The following is an 18,450-nucleotide window of genomic DNA, read 5'->3' as shown; positions in this document are numbered from 1 at the left end:
GAGATATCAATGCAGCCTAGAATCATGGCGGTCGACGATTCGGATCTGGCCCAGGAAGTCATCCGGGCCTCGCTGAACGATATCGGGTTCGACAACATCGTCGGGTTCACCAATCCCGCCGAGGCGCTGGAGAGGATCAGGACCGGCGACGTCACGGCGGATATCATCCTGATGGATATCTTCATGCCCGAGATGAACGGCATAGAGCTGTGCGCCAAGGTCCGAAGCGTTCCCGAATGGGCGGATGTTCCCATCATCATGCTTACCAGCCAGAAGCAGGTCTCGTATCTTTCCAAGGCCTTCATGGCGGGGGCGAACGATTATCTAACCAAGCCCTTCCAGCGCGAGGAACTGCATGCCCGCATCCGCAACTGCCTGCGGCTGAAATCCGAGCTCGACCGGCGCCGGGTCCTCGAGAACGGTCGGTCGTCGCGGCAGCGCGCAAGGATCAACCAATCCGTCATCCCCGAGATATTCGGGTCCCAGGACGGGTTTCGCGCGAATATCCAGGCCATGCAGGTTGCCGAGCAGGAAAGGCTGGGGATCATCGTCTTCAGGATCGACGACCCCCAGGATGGACAGGAAGAAGACCTGGTCCGCCGGCAGGCCGTCAGGCGCCAGGTGGCCGATGTCCTGGGCGATGTCCAAGTGCCCGCATCCGAGGTCCTGTCGCATTGGGAAGAGGATATCTTCTGCCTGGCCCTGCCCAATGCATCGAACGACATCCTGCAGGAAAGGGCGCAGAGCTTCATCGACCGGGTGATCGCCGCAAGGCTGAAGCGGGGCGGGCTTCTCAGCCGGCAGCCGGTCACGGTTTCGGCGGTCATCGCGCCCCCCGGGGGCAGCTCTGCCAGCGCGTCCCTGGTGAATGCGATCAAGAAGGCGGACACCGCTTCGGATGGCGGTCCGCGCGGATCCATCGCCTGGATCGATCCCGCCGCGGCCGGGGGCCCGCAGCCCTGACATTGTCTGAACTCGAAAGAAATTTGAGCCGGGAAACATGAGCACACTCGAACTTTCCAAGGGCATGCCAGACCGGCTGCCCGCAAGATCAGGCTTTCGGTTCTATGCATTCATTGCCACCCTGGTGGCGATATTCTTTCTGGGCATGGCTGCGCTGATCGCCTCGGATTATCGCAGATATGCCACCCGCGCGGAATTGCAGCTGGGGCATTTCGCCGAGCTTTACAGCCAAGCGGTGGATTCCTCGCTGGCCATCGCCAACCTTGAAATGGAGAAGGTTCTCGGGCTGCTTCCCGACAATGCCTTCGAGGGGACCCGGTGGGTCGATGACGATTACAGCAACTGGATCCGGGGCGAGATCGCGAAGATCCAGCAGATCGACTCCTTCGTTCTCTTGAACCCGCAGGGGCGCGTCATATGGGCGACGGCGCAGGGGCTGGTCGGTCAGAACCTGTCCGACCGAGAGTATTTCAAGAAGGCCAAGCTGCTGGATACCGGCCGTTTCGCGGTGGATGTTCCGATCCTTGCGCGTGGGTCGGGCCGGCGCCTTACGCCGATGGCATGGCCGCTTCGCGATGAGGATGGCGAATTGCGCGGGGTCGCCGCGTCCTCTCTGGGCGAGGCGTATTTCGAGGATCTCCTCAATCTCGAAGAGATGCAGGACGGCCTGCATGTCGAGATCATCACCGCGAATGGCGAACCGGCCTTCGTCTCGGACGTGCCCCCCGAGGTGGCGATCTTCTCGGCCACGCGGCGGATCCCATCGATCGGGCTGGAGGCGACCGTGTCGATGAGCCGCGCGATGGCGATGCAGGGCTTTTGGCAGCGGACCATCGTCATCGTCCTCGTGGCCACGGGCCTGTTCATCACCGCGCTCGGGGCGGCCATTCAGGCACGAAAGCGGTCCGTTCTTCTGACCGAGAGCCTGTGGCGGTCCGAATTCGACCGGCGGCGCATCAATGCCGCCAAGACCGAATTCGACACCATCTTCGACAGCGTGGGGGACGGGATCATCGTCTTCGACGAGACGGGCAGCCTGAGACGGGCGAACCTGCGGGCGCGCGCATTGCTTGACGTATCGAACGATGCGCAGGCGGTGCAGCGCATCAGGGGGCTGATCCCCGCGCTGTCGCGCATGACCGCGGACGAAGAGGTGCATCGCCTCAGCCTGCAGGACGGGGACGACCCCGAGGCCGAGATACCGATCCAGTGCCGGGTCATGCGCCTGCACCTTCACGGCGAGGATATCGCCTATTGCGTGCTCGAGGATGTCGGCTCGCAGGAGCGGCTGGTCGCGGCAAGGGCCGCCTTCATCACCTCGGTCAACCACGAGCTGCGCACGCCGCTGACCTCGTTGTCGGGCGCGCTGGACATCCTTCAGGCCCGGTTTGCCGAGGCCATGCCCGAAGGGGCCGCCAAGCTGATCACCATGGCATCGCGGAACGCCGACCGGTTGCTGGTGCTGGTGAACGATATCCTGACGCTGCAGGCGATCGACCAGAAGCAGCTGAACATCACCGTCAAGCCGGTCGATGTCCGCCATGCCCTGAACGAGGCGGTGACGACGAATTCCAGCTATGGTTCCGCCCGAGAGGTCCGGCTGGTCGTCTCGCAGCCCGAGATCGAGGCCCATGTCCTGGCCGACACGACGCGTCTGCAGCAGATCCTGTCGAACCTGATCTCGAACGCGTTCAAATACTCTCCCAAGGGGGGGCAGGTCGTCATCGGGGCGGAATGCCAGGGCGACAAGGTCCGCTTCTTCGTGCGCGACGATGGGCCGGGTATTCCCGCGACCGGTCGCGGACAACTGTTTGAACGCTTTACCAAGCCCATCCATTCGCGCAAGGTTCAGGCTTCGGGAACGGGATTGGGCCTGGCGATCACCCAGGAGCTGGTCATTCGCCAGGGAGGAGAGATCGACTTCGCCACAAGGTCTGCAGAAGATGGCGAGGAGCCGTCCGGCACGGAATTCTTCTTCACCCTGCCTCGCGCGGATGCACAAGCTTGAATGGGCCGGAACGCCTGGAGGGACCGTGAGAATTCTTTTCGTAGACGACGAAGCCGACATCCTCGAACTGATCGAGATCGCGTTGATGACCGAGGATGACCTGGATCTCACCTTCGCGCCTTCCGGGATCGAGGCGATCCGGCGTATCGAGGAAGAGAAGTTCGATATCATCATGCTCGACGTGATGATGCCGCCACCCAACGGGATGGAGGTGCTGAGATATGCAAGAAGCATGGCCGATCTGAACGGATCAATCATCGTGATGTGCACCGCGCGCACATCCCCGGAGGCGGAACAGGAAATGCGTGCCTTGGGCGCCAATCACATTCTTCACAAGCCGTTCAAGCCGCTTGGCCTTGCCAGCTATCTCCGGGGGCTGGTCTGATGGGCGGTTCGGGGGTTCTGGCGCCGCTGCGGTCAGCCGCGATCGCGGCGGTCCTTCTGTGGCCGCATCTGCCGTCCTCTCAGGCGCAGGCCGGGGCCTGGCCTCGTGCCGAGGGGGCGTCGTTTCTGTCGTTCTCCGTGCAGGACCAGATCGATGGGCCGGATTTCGGCGCTTATGCATCGCTGTTTTACGAATACGGGCTGACCGACACGCTGACATTCGGGATTGATGCTGGGGGCAATCTGGATATCGGGGATCGGCGCGCGATCCTGTTCCTCAGGCATCCCATCGCCTTGGGCACAGGGGCCAATCTCTTTGCAGGGGAGATCGGCCTGGGCACCGAGAACGGAGACGCGGCGCTTCGGCCGGGGATATCCTGGGGCAGATCCTACGAGACGGGCTGGGCCAAGGGCTGGATGGGCATCGAGAGCAGCTATGCCCTGATCAGCGGCGGGGGATCGCTGGCCAAGGTCGATGCCACCTTCGGCGTGGATCACGGCGCCGGCGCGCTGAGCATCCTGCAGTTTCAATATGCCAACGGGTCGGACGGTCCGAGCACCCAGGCCCTGGAGGCATCGCGGATAATCCCGGTGGTCGAGGGCTTCAAGATCGAGATCGGCGCAAGCTACGAGGCGCAATACGAGACCACGCAGGTGAAGCTGGGCTTCTGGAAGGATTTCTGAGGGGGCCCTTTTGACAGGAAGCCGCCGCCCGGAGCGTCATCGGCAGGCGCCGCTTTGCGAGGCGCCGTGAAAGACCCGAGATCTGCAGGACCGAAGCGGCATTCGGGAAACTGGCCAGGGTCGCGGATGATAGGATCCGACCCCGGCCAAACCATGCTCCGTGAGCCGCGCACGGATGTACTCGTTACAGAAGCTGACACACTTGCAAATAGGAAACCATGTGACCCGGGCAGTGAACGTCCGGCACTGACATTGGTTTCCCAAATGTTTGAATCGGTTGCATAAAGCAACCATGAGTTGTCCTTGATCCCCGCCAGTTGCCGGAACGCCCATCGCAACACGGATCCGGGCGCGGCGCCGGAAATCCGACCCGATGGCATGATCGCATCCCGCCACGCCGCCGGGCGGATCGCCCCGGATTAGTTTCCGTCAGGTGTTGACGAAGCCCGTCCCGCATCCCACTTACACCGATGGGGACCGGGAGATCGAATGCGGCTGATTGCCATCATCGTACTGACCAGCGTCATGATGCTGGCCTCGCTGTCGCACACGGTTGCGGCGGGTACGGCGATGCATGACTGCCCCTCTTGCCCGGAATCGATGATGATGCCGGATCACCATGCCCCCGACCGGCAACCGGCCGATGCGCTGTGCATGAAGATGGCGACCTGCAGCGCCGCGCTGTTCTTCGTGGACATCCAGCCGCGTCGAAGCGGCGAACCGGTCCATCCGCAGATCGCATGGCCCGAACCCCGCCAGGGGGGCGGCATCGACCTGTCCCTGGATCTGCCTCCTCCTCGAATCTGACCCTGTCGCACGATGTTACCTGGCGGACTCTGTTCGCCCTCATGTGATCGCGCGGCACAGGCTGCCGCGTTGGACAGGATAAATTCATGAAGAAGTTCGCCCTTGCAGGGGCCGCGCTGATCGGCGTGGCGCTTGGTGCCTATGCTTTCACCCATCCTGCGGCGATGGACGGGGCCGCAGATCCCCATCAGGCCGAGCCCATGGTCGCGGTCGTGCTGCCCGAGACGCTGTCGCCGCAGGCCGCCCGGGGCAAGACCGCCTTTGACGAGGTCTGCGCCAGCTGCCACGGCGAATACGCCGCCGGCAAGATGGGCTTCGGGCCGCCGCTGATCCACGAGATCTACGAGCCGTCGCATCACGGCGATCCGTCCTTTCAGGCGGCCGCCGCCATCGGCGTGAACGCGCATCACTGGAAGTTCGGCGACATGCCGCCCCAGACGCAGGTCGCCCGGGCCGAGGTCGCCTCGATCATCGCCTATATCCGCGAATTGCAGCGCGAAAACGGGATCGAGTGACATGGGACCGACACGCCGAGGATTCTGCGCGGGCCTGGCCGCCCTGCCCCTGCTGCGCCCCGCCTTCGGGCAGGGGATGCGGTCGCTGACGGCGGGAAAGGCCACCGTCCAGCTGGCGCCCGATGCCTATCCGGCCACGCCGGTCTGGGCCTATGACGGCACGCTGCCGGGCACGGTGCTTCGGGCCCCGCAGGGCGGTCGCCTGGAACGGCGGCTGGTCAATGCGCTGGATGTGCCCACCTCGATCCACTGGCACGGCATCCGCATCGACAATGCGATGGATGGCGTCGCGGGGCTGACGCAGGACGCCGTGCCGCCGGGCGCGGGCTTCGACTATGCCTTCGATCTGCCCGATGCCGGCACCTATTGGTATCACGCCCATGTCAATTCTACCGAACAGGTCGCGCGCGGCCTTGCCGGGGCCCTGATCGTCGACGAAAGCGCCCCGCCCGATATCGACCGGGACGAGGTTCTGATGATCGGGGACTGGCTGATCGACCCGGACACGGGATCGTTCGTCGACAATTTCGCGGCCCCGATGACGCTGAGCCATGGCGGTCGCACCGGCAACCTGGTGGGCGTCAACGGGCGGCACGATTTCAGCCTGTCGGCCGGGCGCAACGAAAGGCTGCGGTTGCGGCTGATCAATTCCGCCAATGCCCGGATCTTCGGGCTGCGACTGGAGGGCCTTCGGGGCTGGACGGTCGCGCTGGACGGAATGCCCCTGGCCGAACCCGTGCCCGTGACCGACATGCTTGTCTTGGCGCCTGCGCAGCGGATCGACCTGATCGTCGATGTCACGGCCGAACCGGGCGCGGCGGCGGGGATCGGCTTTGCGGATGGCGATGACGGCTGGGGCATGCTGGCCGCGATCGAGGTGACCGGGCATTCCGCAACCGTCGCGCGGGACCGCCCCGCGCCCCTGCCGCCCAACCCCCGGATGCAGATCGGCGGCATCGAGGCGGCCCCGGTCCTGGACATGCCGCTTCAGGGCGGCGCGATGCGCGGGCTGAAGGGGGCCCGGTTCGACGGACAGGACATGGGCTGGAGAGAGCTGGTCCGAAACGGCCAGTTCTGGGCGCTGGCCGGGCAGGTGGGGCTGGGAACGGCGCCCTTCGCCACCCTGTCGCGCGGAGAGACCGCGCGGATCCGGATGGCGAACGACACGATCTTTCCCCATGCGATGCATCTTCACGGGATGCATTTCCGCGTCCGCGCCCCGGACGGCACCCTTGGGCCATTGCGGGACACCGTGCTGGTCATGCCGAACGACATGGCCGAAATCGTCTTCGTCGCGGACAACCCGGGCAAGTGGCTGCTGCATTGCCACATGCTGGGGCATGCCGCCTCGGGGATGACGAACTGGGTGATGGTCGCATGAGGGGGGCCCGGCTGCTTTCCCTTGCGCTGGCGGGCCTGGCCCAGGCAGCGGCGGCGCAGGATGGGGCCGCGCTGTACCGTCAGCATTGCGCATCCTGCCACGGGGCCGACCTGGAGGGTCAGGCGGACTGGCGCAGCCGCGGCCCGGACGGGCGCCTGGCCGCACCGCCCCATGATGCGACGGGCCATACCTGGCACCATGGCGACGATCTTCTGCTGCGCATCACGCGCGAGGGGAAGGCCACCGTGGTGGGGGGCGGTTATGACAGCGCCATGCCGGGTTTCGGCGACAGGCTGGACGATGCCCGGATCCGCCGCATCCTCGATTACATCAAATCCACCTGGCCCGAACGCGAACGCGCCTTCCAGAAGAAGGTCTCGGGTCGCGAACGGGTCGCAGACTGAATTTCCACCGGAACATCCCCGATGCCCGAAACGATGTTCCCAGAAACAAGCCCGGAGGTATCCATGGCATATTCCCGCTTTTTCCTGATGATCGCCGTTTCGACGGTGCTGATGTTCGGACTGATGTATCTGAACACCTACCTTCTCAGCCACGTCTTCTGGTCCGAGACCCGCGCCTACATGGCCCTTGTGATGGGGGCGGTGATGGCCTTCGTCATGCTGGCCTTCATGCTGGGGATGTATCAGAACCGCGGCCTGAACATCGCGATCTTCCTGGGGTCCATCCTTGTCTTCGCGGGCGCGCTCTGGCTGGTGCGTGCCCAGGTCACCGTGCAGGACCGCGCCTATATGCGGGCGATGATCCCGCATCACTCGATCGCGATCATGACCTCGACGCGGGCGCAGATCACCGATCCGCGGGTGCGGACGCTGGCCGATGACATCATCTATGCCCAGGACAAGGAAATCGCCGAGATGCGCTTTCTCATTGCCGATATCGGGGCGAATGGCGAAGCCGCCCCCCGCCCCGAGACCCCCGGCGCCGAAATCGCCACCCCGCAAGAGGCCCTGGCCAGCGAGGTCGTGTCGAAGGTGGACCCGGAATCGCTGACGGATGCCGATATCGCCAAGGTCTTTCCCGACGGGGCAAGCTGCAGCTTCACCTATACCCAGACCAGCCCGCCGGTTCTGGTGTCCGCCGAGGGCGCGGCCCTGATCAAGATCAGCGGCGACCTGGTCCGGCTGGAGGGCGACGGCGACAGCTTCGCGGCGGATCCGATCGCAGTCCAGCTGCGCCAGACCGATGACGATGGCCTGCGCGACCTGGTCATCACCGCCGGCCCCGAATACGAGGCCGGATTCCGCGGCCAATACGATTGCACCAATTGAAGGAGCCCGAGATGCCCAAGGATTCCGACAAGACCGCGATCCTCTATCGCATGGTCATGACCGAACATACCTGCCCCTTCGGCCTGAAGTCCAAGGACCTACTGGAACGGAACGGATACGCGGTCGAAGACCACCACCTGACGACCAAGGAGGAGACCGAGGCCTTCAAGCGCGAGCATGACGTCGCGACGACCCCGCAGGTCTTCATCGACGGCCAGCGCGTGGGCGGTCACGACGATCTGCGCATCTTCCTGGGGATCGACCCCCCCAAGGAGGAGCAGAGCGATACCACCTATCGGCCGGTCATCGCGATCTTTTCCGTCTGTGCCCTGCTGGCGCTTGGGCTCTCATGGCACCAATACGGCACGGTGCTGACCTGGCGCAGCTTCCAGTGGTTCATTTCGCTGTCGATGTCCGTGCTGGCCATCCAGAAGCTGCAGGATGTCGAACAGTTCTCGACCATGTTCCTGAACTATGACCTGCTGGCCAAGCGGTGGGTGCCCTATGGCAAGATCTATCCCTATGGCGAGGCGCTGGCCGGGATCCTGATGACGGCGGGGGTGCTGACATGGATCTCGGTGCCGGTGGCGCTGTTCATCGGCACGATCGGGGCGGTCAGCGTGTTCAAGGCCGTCTATGTCGACAAGCGGGAACTGAAATGCGCCTGCGTGGGGGGCAATTCCAACGTGCCGCTCGGGTTCATATCGTTGACCGAGAACCTGATGATGATGGTGATGGGCCTGTGGATGGGGCTGCGCGCCCTGGGGATGTGAGCGACGGAAACGGGGCGGCATGGCGCCGCCCCGTCATTGCGCGGGGCAGGGGCGTCACATCCCGCCGGGCGCCACGGTCGAGGTGAAGGTCGCGGTCACGATCAGGATCGCGGCGAAGACCGCGATCTCGTACCGGATGGATGTCCGCAGCGCGGTGCCGTCCCCGGTCCGGGCCAGCTCCGGTGTCAGGTGCAGCTTGTTGAGAGCCGCAAGCCCCAGAAGCACCGCCACCGCAACCAGCTTCAGCGCCAGGAACTGCCCCCAGGGCTGCGCCAGCACCGCGATGGGATCGCCCGCCAGGATCACCAGGATCACGCCGCCCGCGCCGACAAGCAGCCCCACCACGACAAGCGCCGCCCGGCCGAAACGTTCGACCGTGCGGACGGCCGCGGCATTCCCCCGCCCCGCCATGTCATAGAGCGGGAAGAACCCCCCGATCCAGAAGCTGGCGGCCAGGACGTGGATGACGAACAGCACCGACAGCGCCAGCCGCGGATCCTCGGTCGCATGGCCGCGCAGCGCGAAGCTGACGGCCACCAGCACCACCCCCAGCATCGAGACCGGCCCCGTCCATTCCCGGTCCAGCCCGACCGCGGCGATGGCCAGAAGACCCAGGATCCCCGCCTCGACCGACAGGCCGAGCGGGCTGAGCAGCGCGATCTCGAGCATCATCGCATCGGTGGCGCCGGGCATCCCGCCATAGAGGAAGGCGGCCCGCAGCGGAATGCTGAGCGCGCCCAGCACGATCCCCACAAGCGCCGCCCCTGTCGCAAGCCGCATCAGGCGGCGGCTTGCGATGGCGTCCAGTTCGGTCAGAAGCCGCAGGTTGATGACCGAGCCCGCCGCAAGCAGGACACTGACATATGTCCCCGCCTTCACGAGGATTGCGGCGATCTGTATCGGCCCCAATGCGGCAAGCACGCCGCCCATGTCAGCCGGCGACCCTGAACCCGAAGCTGCCGTTCATCGGGTGACCGTCGGGCGACATGCCGCGCCAGTCGATCCGGTAGTTGCCGGGCGCAAGCCGGGGCAGCCTGCCTTCCCAGGTCTTGACGGCGCGGTTGGCGGGGGGGCCGTCGATCCGGTAGGTCTTGCCGTCCGGGGCGCCCATGGTGACCGTGGTGATCTGCATGGGATCGCTGAACATCAGGTGCATGACCTTGGTATCCGTGCCGACGGTCTGACCGTTGCCCGGCATGGTCATCATGCCCTTGCCATGGGCGATCGCGGCCCCCGCATTCAGGGCCAGCCCAAGCGTAAGCGCGGCAGAGGTGATGATATGGCGCAGTTTCATTGGATATCTCCTGTTGATCGATAAGGTCGAAGGACTGCGCCCCGTCCCGGCCTTCGGGGCCGAAGCGGGGCGCAGAATGCTCAGAACATCAGGTTGACGCCGACGAGGGTGGTCAGCTCGTCCACGTCATGGCCATGATCGCGCAGGATGTCGGCGGTCCCGCCGAAGGCGCGTTCGTAATTCACGCCCACATAGGGGGACACGGCCCGACCGATCAGGTTGTAGCTGAGGCGCAGGCCCAGTTCGGCCGAGACGCCGCCGGCCGCGATTTCGCGTTCCGGGTCGTCCGCCAGCGGCAGCCCGATTTCCACCGAGGGCGTCAGGATCAGCCGATTGGTCAGCAGCCCCTCGTATTCCAGCTCGGCCCCGATATAGGGGTGGCGCGATACATAGAGCGCGGCCTCGGCCTCGAACCACTGGGGCGCAAGGCCCGTCACGCCCACCACCCCGTGATAGCGTTCGGGAAGCCCGTCCGGGGTCGATGCGGCCAGCCCGACGAAGCCGTCGAAGAAATCGGTGACGGGTTTCTGCAGGCGGATCTCGTTCTCCATCTCCTCGAAATCGCCGCCCTCGATCCGCAGGCCTTCGCTTTTCCAGACCAGGCGCAGTTCGTCATCGCCGGTCCATGCCTCGAAATCCCAGGCAAGGCCGTCCTCGTCGCCCATCCGGTATTCAAGCTTTTCCGACCGCAGGCCCCAGACGGTCGGGGACATGGCCGGGTCGGCCATCGCGGCCGATACCGCGGCCAGCGCAAGGGGCAGCGACAGGGCCGCCCCGAAGGTGACGGTTCTCACGGCGCCGTCCTTCCGGAGTTTCCCGCCGATCATGCCGGACCCCCTTCGACGATGACCTTGCGGAACATGCCGCCGGCCATGTGATAGGAAAGATGGCAGTGGAAGGCCCACTGGCCGGGGGCATCGACCTCGGTCTCGGTATAGAGCGTCGTTCCGGGGGCCACGCTGACCGTGTGCTTCACGGGATCGAGCGCGCCCATGCCGGTATCCACGATGGACCACATCCCGTGCAGATGCATCGGATGTGCCATCATCGTCTCGTTGACGAACTTGAACCGGACGCGTTCGCCGTATTGCAGGCGGATCGGTTCGGCATCCTCGTATTTCACGCCGTTGATCGACCAGATATAGCGTTCCATGTTGCCGGTCAGCCGGATCTCGATCTCTCTCGTGGGGGCCCGGTCGCGATAGAGCGGGCGGCGCGCGGTGAGATCCTCGTAGCCCAGGAACCTGCCGCCATTGGCCGCCGTCGGGATCAGCCCGCTGCCCGGCGCATAGAAGGCCGCACCCGGAGCCCCTTCGGACGGAACGACGGGGATGCCCCCGCCCATGTTCATGCCGGACATGTCCATGCTGCCCATGTCCATCCCGGAATGATCCATGCCCGACATGTCCATACCGCCCATGTCCATGCCCGAATGGTCCTTGCCCGACATCATGCCGCCCATGTCGGCCATGGTCAGCAGGGGCTGGGGACGCATCTGGTAATAGGGACCGACCATCCCTGCGGCCGGGGCCAGCGTCCCGCGCACCATCGCAGTCCGTCCGACGCTCTCGCCGATGATCGAATAGGCCTTGGCCTCGCGCGGCTCGACGATGACGTCATAGGTCTCGGCCACCCCGATACGCAGTTCGTCCACGGTCACCGGCTTCACGTCGTTGCCGTCCGCCTGAACCACGGTCATCTTCAACCCCGGCACCCGGATGTCGAAATAGGTCGAGGCCGAGGAGTTGATCAGCCGCAGGCGCACCTTTTCGCCGGGCTTGAACATGCCGGTCCAGTTCTGCTGCGTGCTGGCGCCGTTGATCAGGGGGGCATAGCCCTGAACATCCTCGATATCGGTGGGCATCATGCGCATCGCGCCCCACATCCTGCGATCCTGCATCGCCGCCTTCAGCCCGCCGGCGCCGGCCTCCTCGATCAGGTCCATGGCCGTGCGTTGTGCCCGGTTGTAGTAATCCGCCGAGGCCTTGAGGTTGCGGAAGATCCGCGACCCGCTATGGGGGTGCTTGTCGGTCAGCTGGACCACATAGTCGCGATCCGCGCGGACCGTCTCGCCGTTCCGGGGCGAGATCACGATGGCCCCGTAGGCGCCATCGGGTTCCTGGAAGCCGGAATGGCTGTGGAACCAGTAGGTGCCCGCCTGCCTGATGGGAAAGCGATAGGTGAAGGTTTCGCCCGGTCGGATGCCGTTGAAGCTGATGCCCGGAACGCCGTCCTGGCGGAAGGGCAGGATCAGCCCGTGCCAATGGATCGAGGTGCTTTCGCGCAGGTTGTTCTTGACGCGGATGACCACGTCCTCGCCTTCCTGGAAATGCAGGACGGTCGGGGTCTGGCGGCCGTTATATCCGATCCCGGTCCCGGCGAAGCCGCCGGTATCGATGCGGATCTTGTCGACCGAGATGTCGTAGGTGTCGGCCTGTGCAGGCATGCCGAGGCCAAGCCCCAGCACCACGGCCAGCGACCGCAGCAATGTGATATGTCTCATGTGTTTTCCATGGGCGCAGGCCGAATGCCGACCGCGCGATCAAGGGGTCACCGCAAGGGCGGTGATGTTAGGATGAGGGGGGGGATCAGATGCCGCGCGGGTCGACGACCCGGATGCGCGCATTCGATCGGATTGCCGGACGCGCCCGCAGGGGCCGCGTGGCAATCGACGCCGTCAGGGCGTGCTCAGACCAGCGGAGGCCGGAGATGGGACAGAAGGACCGATTGCAGGGCCCTGCGAGGCTCGGCCGGGTTCAGATCGGCATTGCGGACATCGTCGCGCGGTTCGACCATCGCGGCATTGTCGAACGGGGCCGTGCAGACGACGCTGGCGCAATGCAGCAGCCCCGTCGGCATGGGCTGCTGTTCGGTCCCCGCATCGATCTGGATCGCCTGTTCCGCCGGGGCGGAACATTCCGCGTCGTGCGAATGCTGGGCCGACGGAAGCGAACAATGCTGGGGCGTTGTCATCGCATGCGCAAAGGCGCTCGTGACCACGAGCTGCAATGCGACAAGAATGATGAGGATACGACCGATCACCGAGCTTCCCTTCGTTCCGTGACGATGAATACCGCCATGGGGTCGGCCGTCAAGTGGCAAGCGCGACACCGACCGGTGATCCGTGGGCAAAGGGCACGGCCTGGCCCGATGTCACCTTGGCTTCCGCGGCTGCGATCCTGCGGGCGGGGCCGGACCCGACATCCGCTGCATGACGCCGCGATCGCGGTCGCGATCTGACGTCCGCCCCACCCCGGGGAACAAAGCATCGGCGCATCTGGTTGTCATCTGACAAGAAGGAGAATTCCGCATGACGGCCGAAACCGGGGGAGGTGCCGCAATCCAGGAAAGACCCGCGCTGATAACCTTGCTGGGATGGTATGCCATAATCGGCTGCATCATCTTCGCGGCAATGATCCTGATCGCGGATTTCGTGGTTCCGGACCACGACTGGATCGCCGACACCATCAGCGACCTGGGGGCGGGCAAATACGAATTCATTGTCGATATCGGCATTTATGCGTTCTCGGCGTCGCTCATATCCATCGCCCTGCTTGCCGCGCATGTGCATCTGGGCAACCGACGCTGGAGCTTCGGTATCGTGGGGTTCACCATCCTGGGGCTGATCGTCTTCCTTGTGGGCGCCCGCAACGAATATGGCGACAACGACAAGGACGGCGTGGTGATCCACAGCTATCTCGTCTATGCGCTCGGCGTGCTGATGGCAGTCTTGCCGTGGTGCATGTCCGAGGGCGCGCGCCGCTGCGGGGCAGGATATGCCAAGATCCTGGTCGGGCTTTCCGTGCTGTGGACGATTTCGGCGCCGGTCTTCTTCATGCTGCCCAGTGATATAGATGGCATCTACGAGCGTTATCTGGGTGTTATCGCAATGACGACGGTGATCACGCTGGCAACAATGTTTCTTGGACGCGGGCAAGGCAGGCCGGGCAACTGATCTTGGGTGCATGAAGTCCCGGTCGACCAATATGCGAGTGGCATGAGAAAGATGCGGCGAACGATCGCATGGCACCGGCGTACGTTTCTCAAGTACCAAGCCGGGACCAGCTATCGTTGGGTGTTTGGTCCCACAGTTTGATAGTATGATCCGGTCGAATAGGGGGGTGCCTTATAGGCCAGATTGGCCACGAAAGCGCTACGGTCACGCATGGCGTCGGGGCAGCAATAGGGTGTTCGCAAGGCTGAGCGAGGAGCTGGGGATTAATTTCGAGACGGTTACGAAATGGCCTTAACCGTAGACGGTCGATGACCTCGAGACGGGCCCAAAGCAGCTTCCTTCGACGGTCCTCACGGAGGCTGAGGAGGCTTCCGTCATCGCGTTTCGGCGTCACACTCTGCTACCGTCTGACAACTGCCACTATGTCCGTCAGCGATCCATACTGCATTTTGTAAGATTACTTCAGCCCTGCCGTCCGCACAGCCATGGCATTTCATGCCTACCAAACGCCGAGCGAGATAATCAATGTGCTCTATCTCAAGACCTATCGCAGGTCGGCGAGCCTGCAGGTATGAAAGGGATGAGTGTACGCCTGCTCGGCGGAAGTTCTAAGATTAGGAAAAAGCTCGAGGGCTGTTCTTCTGATGACTGGCGGCATGATCATTATGCTGCATGTCACCTGTAACAGCCAACGACAGCCTCTCGATCAGTTCGACACCGCAAGGCCATTCAGCGATTACATCGGCGTATAGGCAGCTCTCAGTGCCCTGCCAAAAGTCGGCTGGTTGGCTGGGGGCGCGGCTATGACGCCGACTGGCTTCGAGAAGCCTTCACACTTAAGAGTACAGGCGCCTGCATCAAGCAGCACAAGACGGCCGTTGAGTACGAGCAGCGGCGCATACATGCCGAGATCATGTCCGGAGGGCTCAGGGACTACAAGTGTGTGACCACCCGAGACGGGTGCCCAAGAGTTTTCCTTTTTGCCATCGCGCTCACCGTATTCGAAATCTACTGCTTAAGAATTTCCGCTCCAGAGCTCGTATAAGGCGAAGAGGGGGGCGAAGCGTGATCATCGAGGACGTCTACAGGATTGATCCTGTAGTATGAAACCGATCGTTGTGTACACTTTCTATTAACCCTTGCGGAACTATACTAAGTTTCCTCACGGCAAACGTGGGCTGCCCACCCCCAGATCTAGTACATATAGAGAAATCGCGGGGATTTTATGAAACTACTGAGGTTTTTTCATGTCTAGCACTTATGCTGCGAACCTGCCCCCTTCTATCACACTCCGAGAAGGTGAAAGCGTGTTGCAGGCCCTTCGCTTCCGTGGCTTGACGGATCATCATTTCTCCTATCGCTATGACGTCACCGACGGCACAGCAGACGCGGCGGATTACAGTGGATCCAGTGGTAGTGGGTACATATCGACCCTTTCATCTTTGCCTTCCAACCGCACCGAATACATCTCGATTACTGCAATGCGCGACGGGACCGCGGAGCGTGTCGAGACCGCTTACCTGACCATTACCTTGTCGGGTACAATGCGGTTTGCCGATGGGCGTCAGACCCAAGTCACCAGGATCGATATTATCGACGATAATCTTTCGACAGGGACGGAGAAGGCGGATGTCTTGCGCGGCACTTCCGAGGCCGAGACGCTGATGGGACTTGGGGGCAACGACATCTATTATGTGACACCTGGCGATCTGGTGGTCGAATCCGGAAAAGGCGGCGTTGATTTGGTTTTCACGGAATCGGACTATGCGCTTGCCGATCACGTTGAGAATCTGATCCTTACGGGTGGCGCCTCGATAAATGGCTCGGGCAATGGGCTTGCGAACCGCATTTTCGGGAACGCAGCGGCAAACAAGCTCGACGGGTTTGCAGGCTTCGATACGCTACGGGGTGCAGCGGGCGATGACGTGCTCTATGGCAATAACGGCAATGACACGCTCGGGGGCGGTGAAGGCGCCGACGTCCTCTATGGTGGCGGGCATGATGACGCGCTGTGGGGTGGAAGCGATAATGATCGGCTATACGGTCAGTTCGGAAACGATCGCTTGTACGGGCAGTTGGGCAGCGACTTATTGGGCGGTGGGGCTGGAAACGATACGCTGTTCGGCGGGAAGGGCAGCGACACGCTTGTCGGTGCCGATGGTGACGACGAAGTATTTGGCGGATACAACAACGATGTCCTGTGGGGCGGCAGTGGCCATGACAAACTTTATGGCCAGATAGGTAACGACCTTCTGCAGGGTCAAGCCGGGAACGACCTTTTAGGTGGTGCCGGAGGAAACGATACTCTGTTCGGAAATAACGGCAGTGACACGCTTGCTGGCGCTAATGGCTCCGATGTGCTCTACGGCGGCAACCATGCTGATATCCTATGGGGTGGCAATGGCGGCGACAGGCTGTCAGGCCAGGTAGGAGCTGATCGTTTGCAAGGTCAGGCAGGGAACGACACGCTGATAGGCGGCTTGGGAAGAGATACCATGATAGGCGGCACAGGCAGTGACCATTTCGTCTTTGCCAGCATTAAGGACAGCGCTATTGGACCTCTATTTCGCGATACCGTCACAGATTTTCGAAGCGCCCAGTCGGACCGGATCGACCTACGCGGAATAGACGCCGATACGAGCGCGACCGGCAATCAGGCCTTCGACTTTATCGGGCAGGACGGCTTCTCGGGCGATGCGGGACAGGTTCGGTTTCGCTACCTGAGCGGAAACACCATCATTGCGGGCGACGTCGATGGGGACGGCCGCAGCGACTTTTCAGTGTTACTTATGGGGCAAATCGGTTTGGCAGAGACTGACTTCTTACTCTGATTCGACGCGCAGCCTCAGCGTGCGTAAATTGTCAGGCTACGCATGTAGAGCTTGATCCTAGCTTTTTTGATCATTCGCTGAAGGGTGATCTGCTATTAGGTGTTTGATTCCTCGATTTGATGGTGTGGTTCTTTCAGAGGACTGGAAGGATGCCTTATGGGAGAAGTTAGCCACGGAATCGCAATGACCAAGCACAAGAGTCTTAGTGGGCTTACGCCATACGAACACATCCGCAGGATCTGGGTGCCTGGGCCAGAAAAATTTCTCCCAGCTTGGCCTGCGGACTTCTTGGACTGAACACCTCGTATGCTGGGGAGGTGGATCGCATCAGCTTATTCCTAACCCAAATTTAACATTTATAGTCTATAGCTAGGCACTATGAAGGCAAAGGCTCGTGATAGGTGTGGTCTATTTGACCTAAAAGCCGGCGCATTTATCGCGCCAACTCAGATAACTGAGGCAAGACGAGCATCACAAGCAAGCAATGCAAGAGTCAGGTTGATGAGTCATATAGAACTTCTCCGCAAGTGGGTCGAGGCATTCAATACGGGCCACGTTGAAACTATGGCAATGCTCTACGCTGACCATGCAGTAAACTTTCAAACTAAAAATCTGCTTTCTGTGGGTAAATCGGCGATCATTCGGGGTTTCGTTGAGGAATTTTCAAGGCCTAGAATTTCCCGCTCTGTTGACAATATTCACGAAGATGGCGAGTGGATGATACTCGAGTGGAAAGATGCCCTTGGCTATCGTGGATGCCAAATTTTCCAAATGGCTGGAGGATCGATTGTTCTTCAGAGGGGATACTGATCGCAATGGATCCTTTCATATCGGCTCAAGTTGATAGCCTTTCTCGGGGCCGACTCTTGTTGTAGTTTGCCTAACAGCGACTTTTTTTCTACTGCGACCAGAGGCTAGTTCCTAATCGGATCGATCGATGTTGCACGAGCATTCGCTCGCTGCGCAAAGTTTTTTTCGTGCTTGGAAGTCGGTCGTATTACGCGATTTGCACCCGTGCCGTTGCCGGCGGGCATGGTCCTGCTGCTGTCGGGTCTGGGAATGGGTGGCCTGCTGCGCCGTCGCAAGCGCGCCTGGACCTGGTATCGCCGCGTGATCGTCCGGGGCCCTGCGGGGCCCCGGAGTTCTTTTGCGCCCTGCCGTGTCAGATCAGCGGGTCGTCCATCACTAGGACCCCAGGTGCGGCCAGTGCATCCCAGAGCTGAGCCAGTGCCGCATCGTCGCTGTAATCGACGAAGGCTTCCACGCCACTGGTGGCCATCTTAACCATGCCGCTACCACTGCCGTCCTCGCCCAGCACCAGCGTGACCTCGTCTTGGGCATAGTCGATGCGGATCAGCGCATCTTGATTGATGCCCAGCCCCTCGACCCGCACGCTTCTGAAGCTTCCAATAAGCTCGTCGACATCGATCAGGACCGTCTCACCCATCGCTGTCGAACCGGCCCAATCGACGAGATCCAGAACGAGTGATCCGTCCAGACGGACGCCCGAAGTGACCTTGCTTTCATCGCCCATCGCGCCCGAACGGAACTCGGACAGCTGGC

General features: G+C 62.4%; 19 protein-coding genes. 13 read left to right on the top strand and 6 right to left on the bottom strand.

The window, feature by feature from the left end; all coding sequences use genetic code 11:
• Positions 1-9: 9 nt before the first annotated feature.
• The 10 genes from KO490_RS16145 (at position 10) to KO490_RS16100 (ending at position 8,807) form a co-directional block, all read left to right on the top strand.
• Positions 10-963: a response regulator gene (locus tag KO490_RS16145; protein ID WP_216020455.1), complete on the top strand. Its 954-nt coding sequence runs from the start codon at positions 10-12 to the stop codon at positions 961-963.
• A gap of 37 nt (positions 964-1,000) precedes the next feature.
• Complete coding sequence (locus KO490_RS16140) at positions 1,001-2,971, top strand: ATP-binding protein (RefSeq protein WP_216020454.1); 1,971 nt, start codon at positions 1,001-1,003, stop codon at positions 2,969-2,971.
• A complete protein-coding gene (locus KO490_RS16135) occupies positions 2,958-3,356 on the top strand; it encodes a response regulator (RefSeq protein ID WP_216020453.1) in 399 nt (132 codons plus the stop codon). Before KO490_RS16140 ends, KO490_RS16135 begins: the two co-directional genes overlap by 14 nt.
• Complete coding sequence (locus tag KO490_RS16130; protein WP_252727259.1) at positions 3,356-4,039, top strand: hypothetical protein; 684 nt, start codon at positions 3,356-3,358, stop codon at positions 4,037-4,039. The genes KO490_RS16135 and KO490_RS16130 overlap by 1 nt, the downstream gene beginning before the upstream one ends.
• Positions 4,040-4,528: 489 nt before the next feature.
• Positions 4,529-4,846 (top strand): hypothetical protein, encoded by a 318-nt coding sequence (locus KO490_RS16125; RefSeq protein WP_216020452.1) that lies wholly within the window; start codon positions 4,529-4,531, stop codon positions 4,844-4,846.
• 86 nt (positions 4,847-4,932) lie between these two features.
• Positions 4,933-5,361 carry a cytochrome c gene (locus tag KO490_RS16120; RefSeq protein ID WP_216020451.1) on the top strand — a complete coding sequence of 143 codons (429 nt, stop codon included), beginning with the start codon at positions 4,933-4,935 and terminating at the stop codon, positions 5,359-5,361.
• A 1-nt stretch (position 5,362) separates the two neighbouring features.
• Positions 5,363-6,742 (top strand): multicopper oxidase family protein, encoded by a 1,380-nt coding sequence (locus tag KO490_RS16115; protein ID WP_216020450.1) that lies wholly within the window; start codon positions 5,363-5,365, stop codon positions 6,740-6,742.
• A complete protein-coding gene (locus KO490_RS16110) occupies positions 6,739-7,146 on the top strand; it encodes a cytochrome c (RefSeq protein WP_216020449.1) in 408 nt (135 codons plus the stop codon). Before KO490_RS16115 ends, KO490_RS16110 begins: the two co-directional genes overlap by 4 nt.
• Before the next feature lie 63 nt (positions 7,147-7,209).
• Positions 7,210-8,034, top strand: a complete 825-nt coding sequence (locus tag KO490_RS16105; protein WP_216020448.1) for a DUF6692 family protein — start codon at positions 7,210-7,212, stop codon at positions 8,032-8,034.
• 11 nt (positions 8,035-8,045) lie between these two features.
• Positions 8,046-8,807: a MauE/DoxX family redox-associated membrane protein gene (locus tag KO490_RS16100; protein ID WP_216020447.1), complete on the top strand. Its 762-nt coding sequence runs from the start codon at positions 8,046-8,048 to the stop codon at positions 8,805-8,807.
• Between the two features lie 54 nt (positions 8,808-8,861).
• Here KO490_RS16100 and KO490_RS16095 read toward each other — a convergent pair whose 3' ends face one another.
• The 5 genes from KO490_RS16095 to KO490_RS16075 form a co-directional block, all read right to left on the bottom strand.
• Entirely contained in the window at positions 8,862-9,737 is an 876-nt protein-coding gene (locus KO490_RS16095) for a copper resistance D family protein (RefSeq protein WP_216020446.1), read from the bottom strand.
• Between the two features lies 1 nt (position 9,738).
• Positions 9,739-10,101 carry a copper resistance CopC family protein gene (locus KO490_RS16090; RefSeq protein WP_216020445.1) on the bottom strand — a complete coding sequence of 121 codons (363 nt, stop codon included), beginning with the start codon at positions 10,099-10,101 and terminating at the stop codon, positions 9,739-9,741.
• Between the two features lie 80 nt (positions 10,102-10,181).
• Positions 10,182-10,895, bottom strand: a complete 714-nt coding sequence (locus KO490_RS16085) for a copper resistance protein B (protein WP_303463317.1) — start codon at positions 10,893-10,895, stop codon at positions 10,182-10,184.
• Positions 10,896-10,924: 29 nt separating this feature from the next.
• The gene (locus KO490_RS16080; RefSeq protein ID WP_216020444.1) at positions 10,925-12,604 is read right to left on the bottom strand and encodes a copper resistance system multicopper oxidase; all 1,680 of its coding nucleotides are present in this window, start codon (positions 12,602-12,604) and stop codon (positions 10,925-10,927) included.
• A gap of 185 nt (positions 12,605-12,789) precedes the next feature.
• The gene (locus tag KO490_RS16075) at positions 12,790-13,143 is read right to left on the bottom strand and encodes a hypothetical protein (protein WP_216020443.1); all 354 of its coding nucleotides are present in this window, start codon (positions 13,141-13,143) and stop codon (positions 12,790-12,792) included.
• A gap of 268 nt (positions 13,144-13,411) precedes the next feature.
• Between KO490_RS16075 and KO490_RS16070 the strand changes: the two genes are divergently transcribed.
• The 3 genes from KO490_RS16070 (at position 13,412) to KO490_RS16735 (ending at position 17,697) form a co-directional block, all read left to right on the top strand.
• Entirely contained in the window at positions 13,412-14,056 is a 645-nt protein-coding gene (locus KO490_RS16070) for a DUF998 domain-containing protein (RefSeq protein ID WP_216020442.1), read from the top strand.
• Positions 14,057-15,363: 1,307 nt separating this feature from the next.
• Positions 15,364-16,887, top strand: a complete 1,524-nt coding sequence (locus KO490_RS16065) for a calcium-binding protein (protein WP_216020441.1) — start codon at positions 15,364-15,366, stop codon at positions 16,885-16,887.
• Between the two features lie 378 nt (positions 16,888-17,265).
• Positions 17,266-17,697, top strand: a complete 432-nt coding sequence (locus KO490_RS16735; RefSeq protein ID WP_371822374.1) for a nuclear transport factor 2 family protein — start codon at positions 17,266-17,268, stop codon at positions 17,695-17,697.
• 352 nt (positions 17,698-18,049) lie between these two features.
• Here KO490_RS16735 and KO490_RS16055 read toward each other — a convergent pair.
• The coding region (locus tag KO490_RS16055; RefSeq protein ID WP_371822373.1) for a hypothetical protein at positions 18,050-18,450 on the bottom strand (401 nt) is incomplete at its 5' end.

The organism is Paracoccus sp. C2R09 (genome assembly GCF_018860625.1).
Taxonomy (GTDB): domain Bacteria; phylum Pseudomonadota; class Alphaproteobacteria; order Rhodobacterales; family Rhodobacteraceae; genus Paracoccus.
Note: the sequence above shows the minus strand (reverse complement) of the source record. Positions and strands in the feature narration are given on the sequence as shown.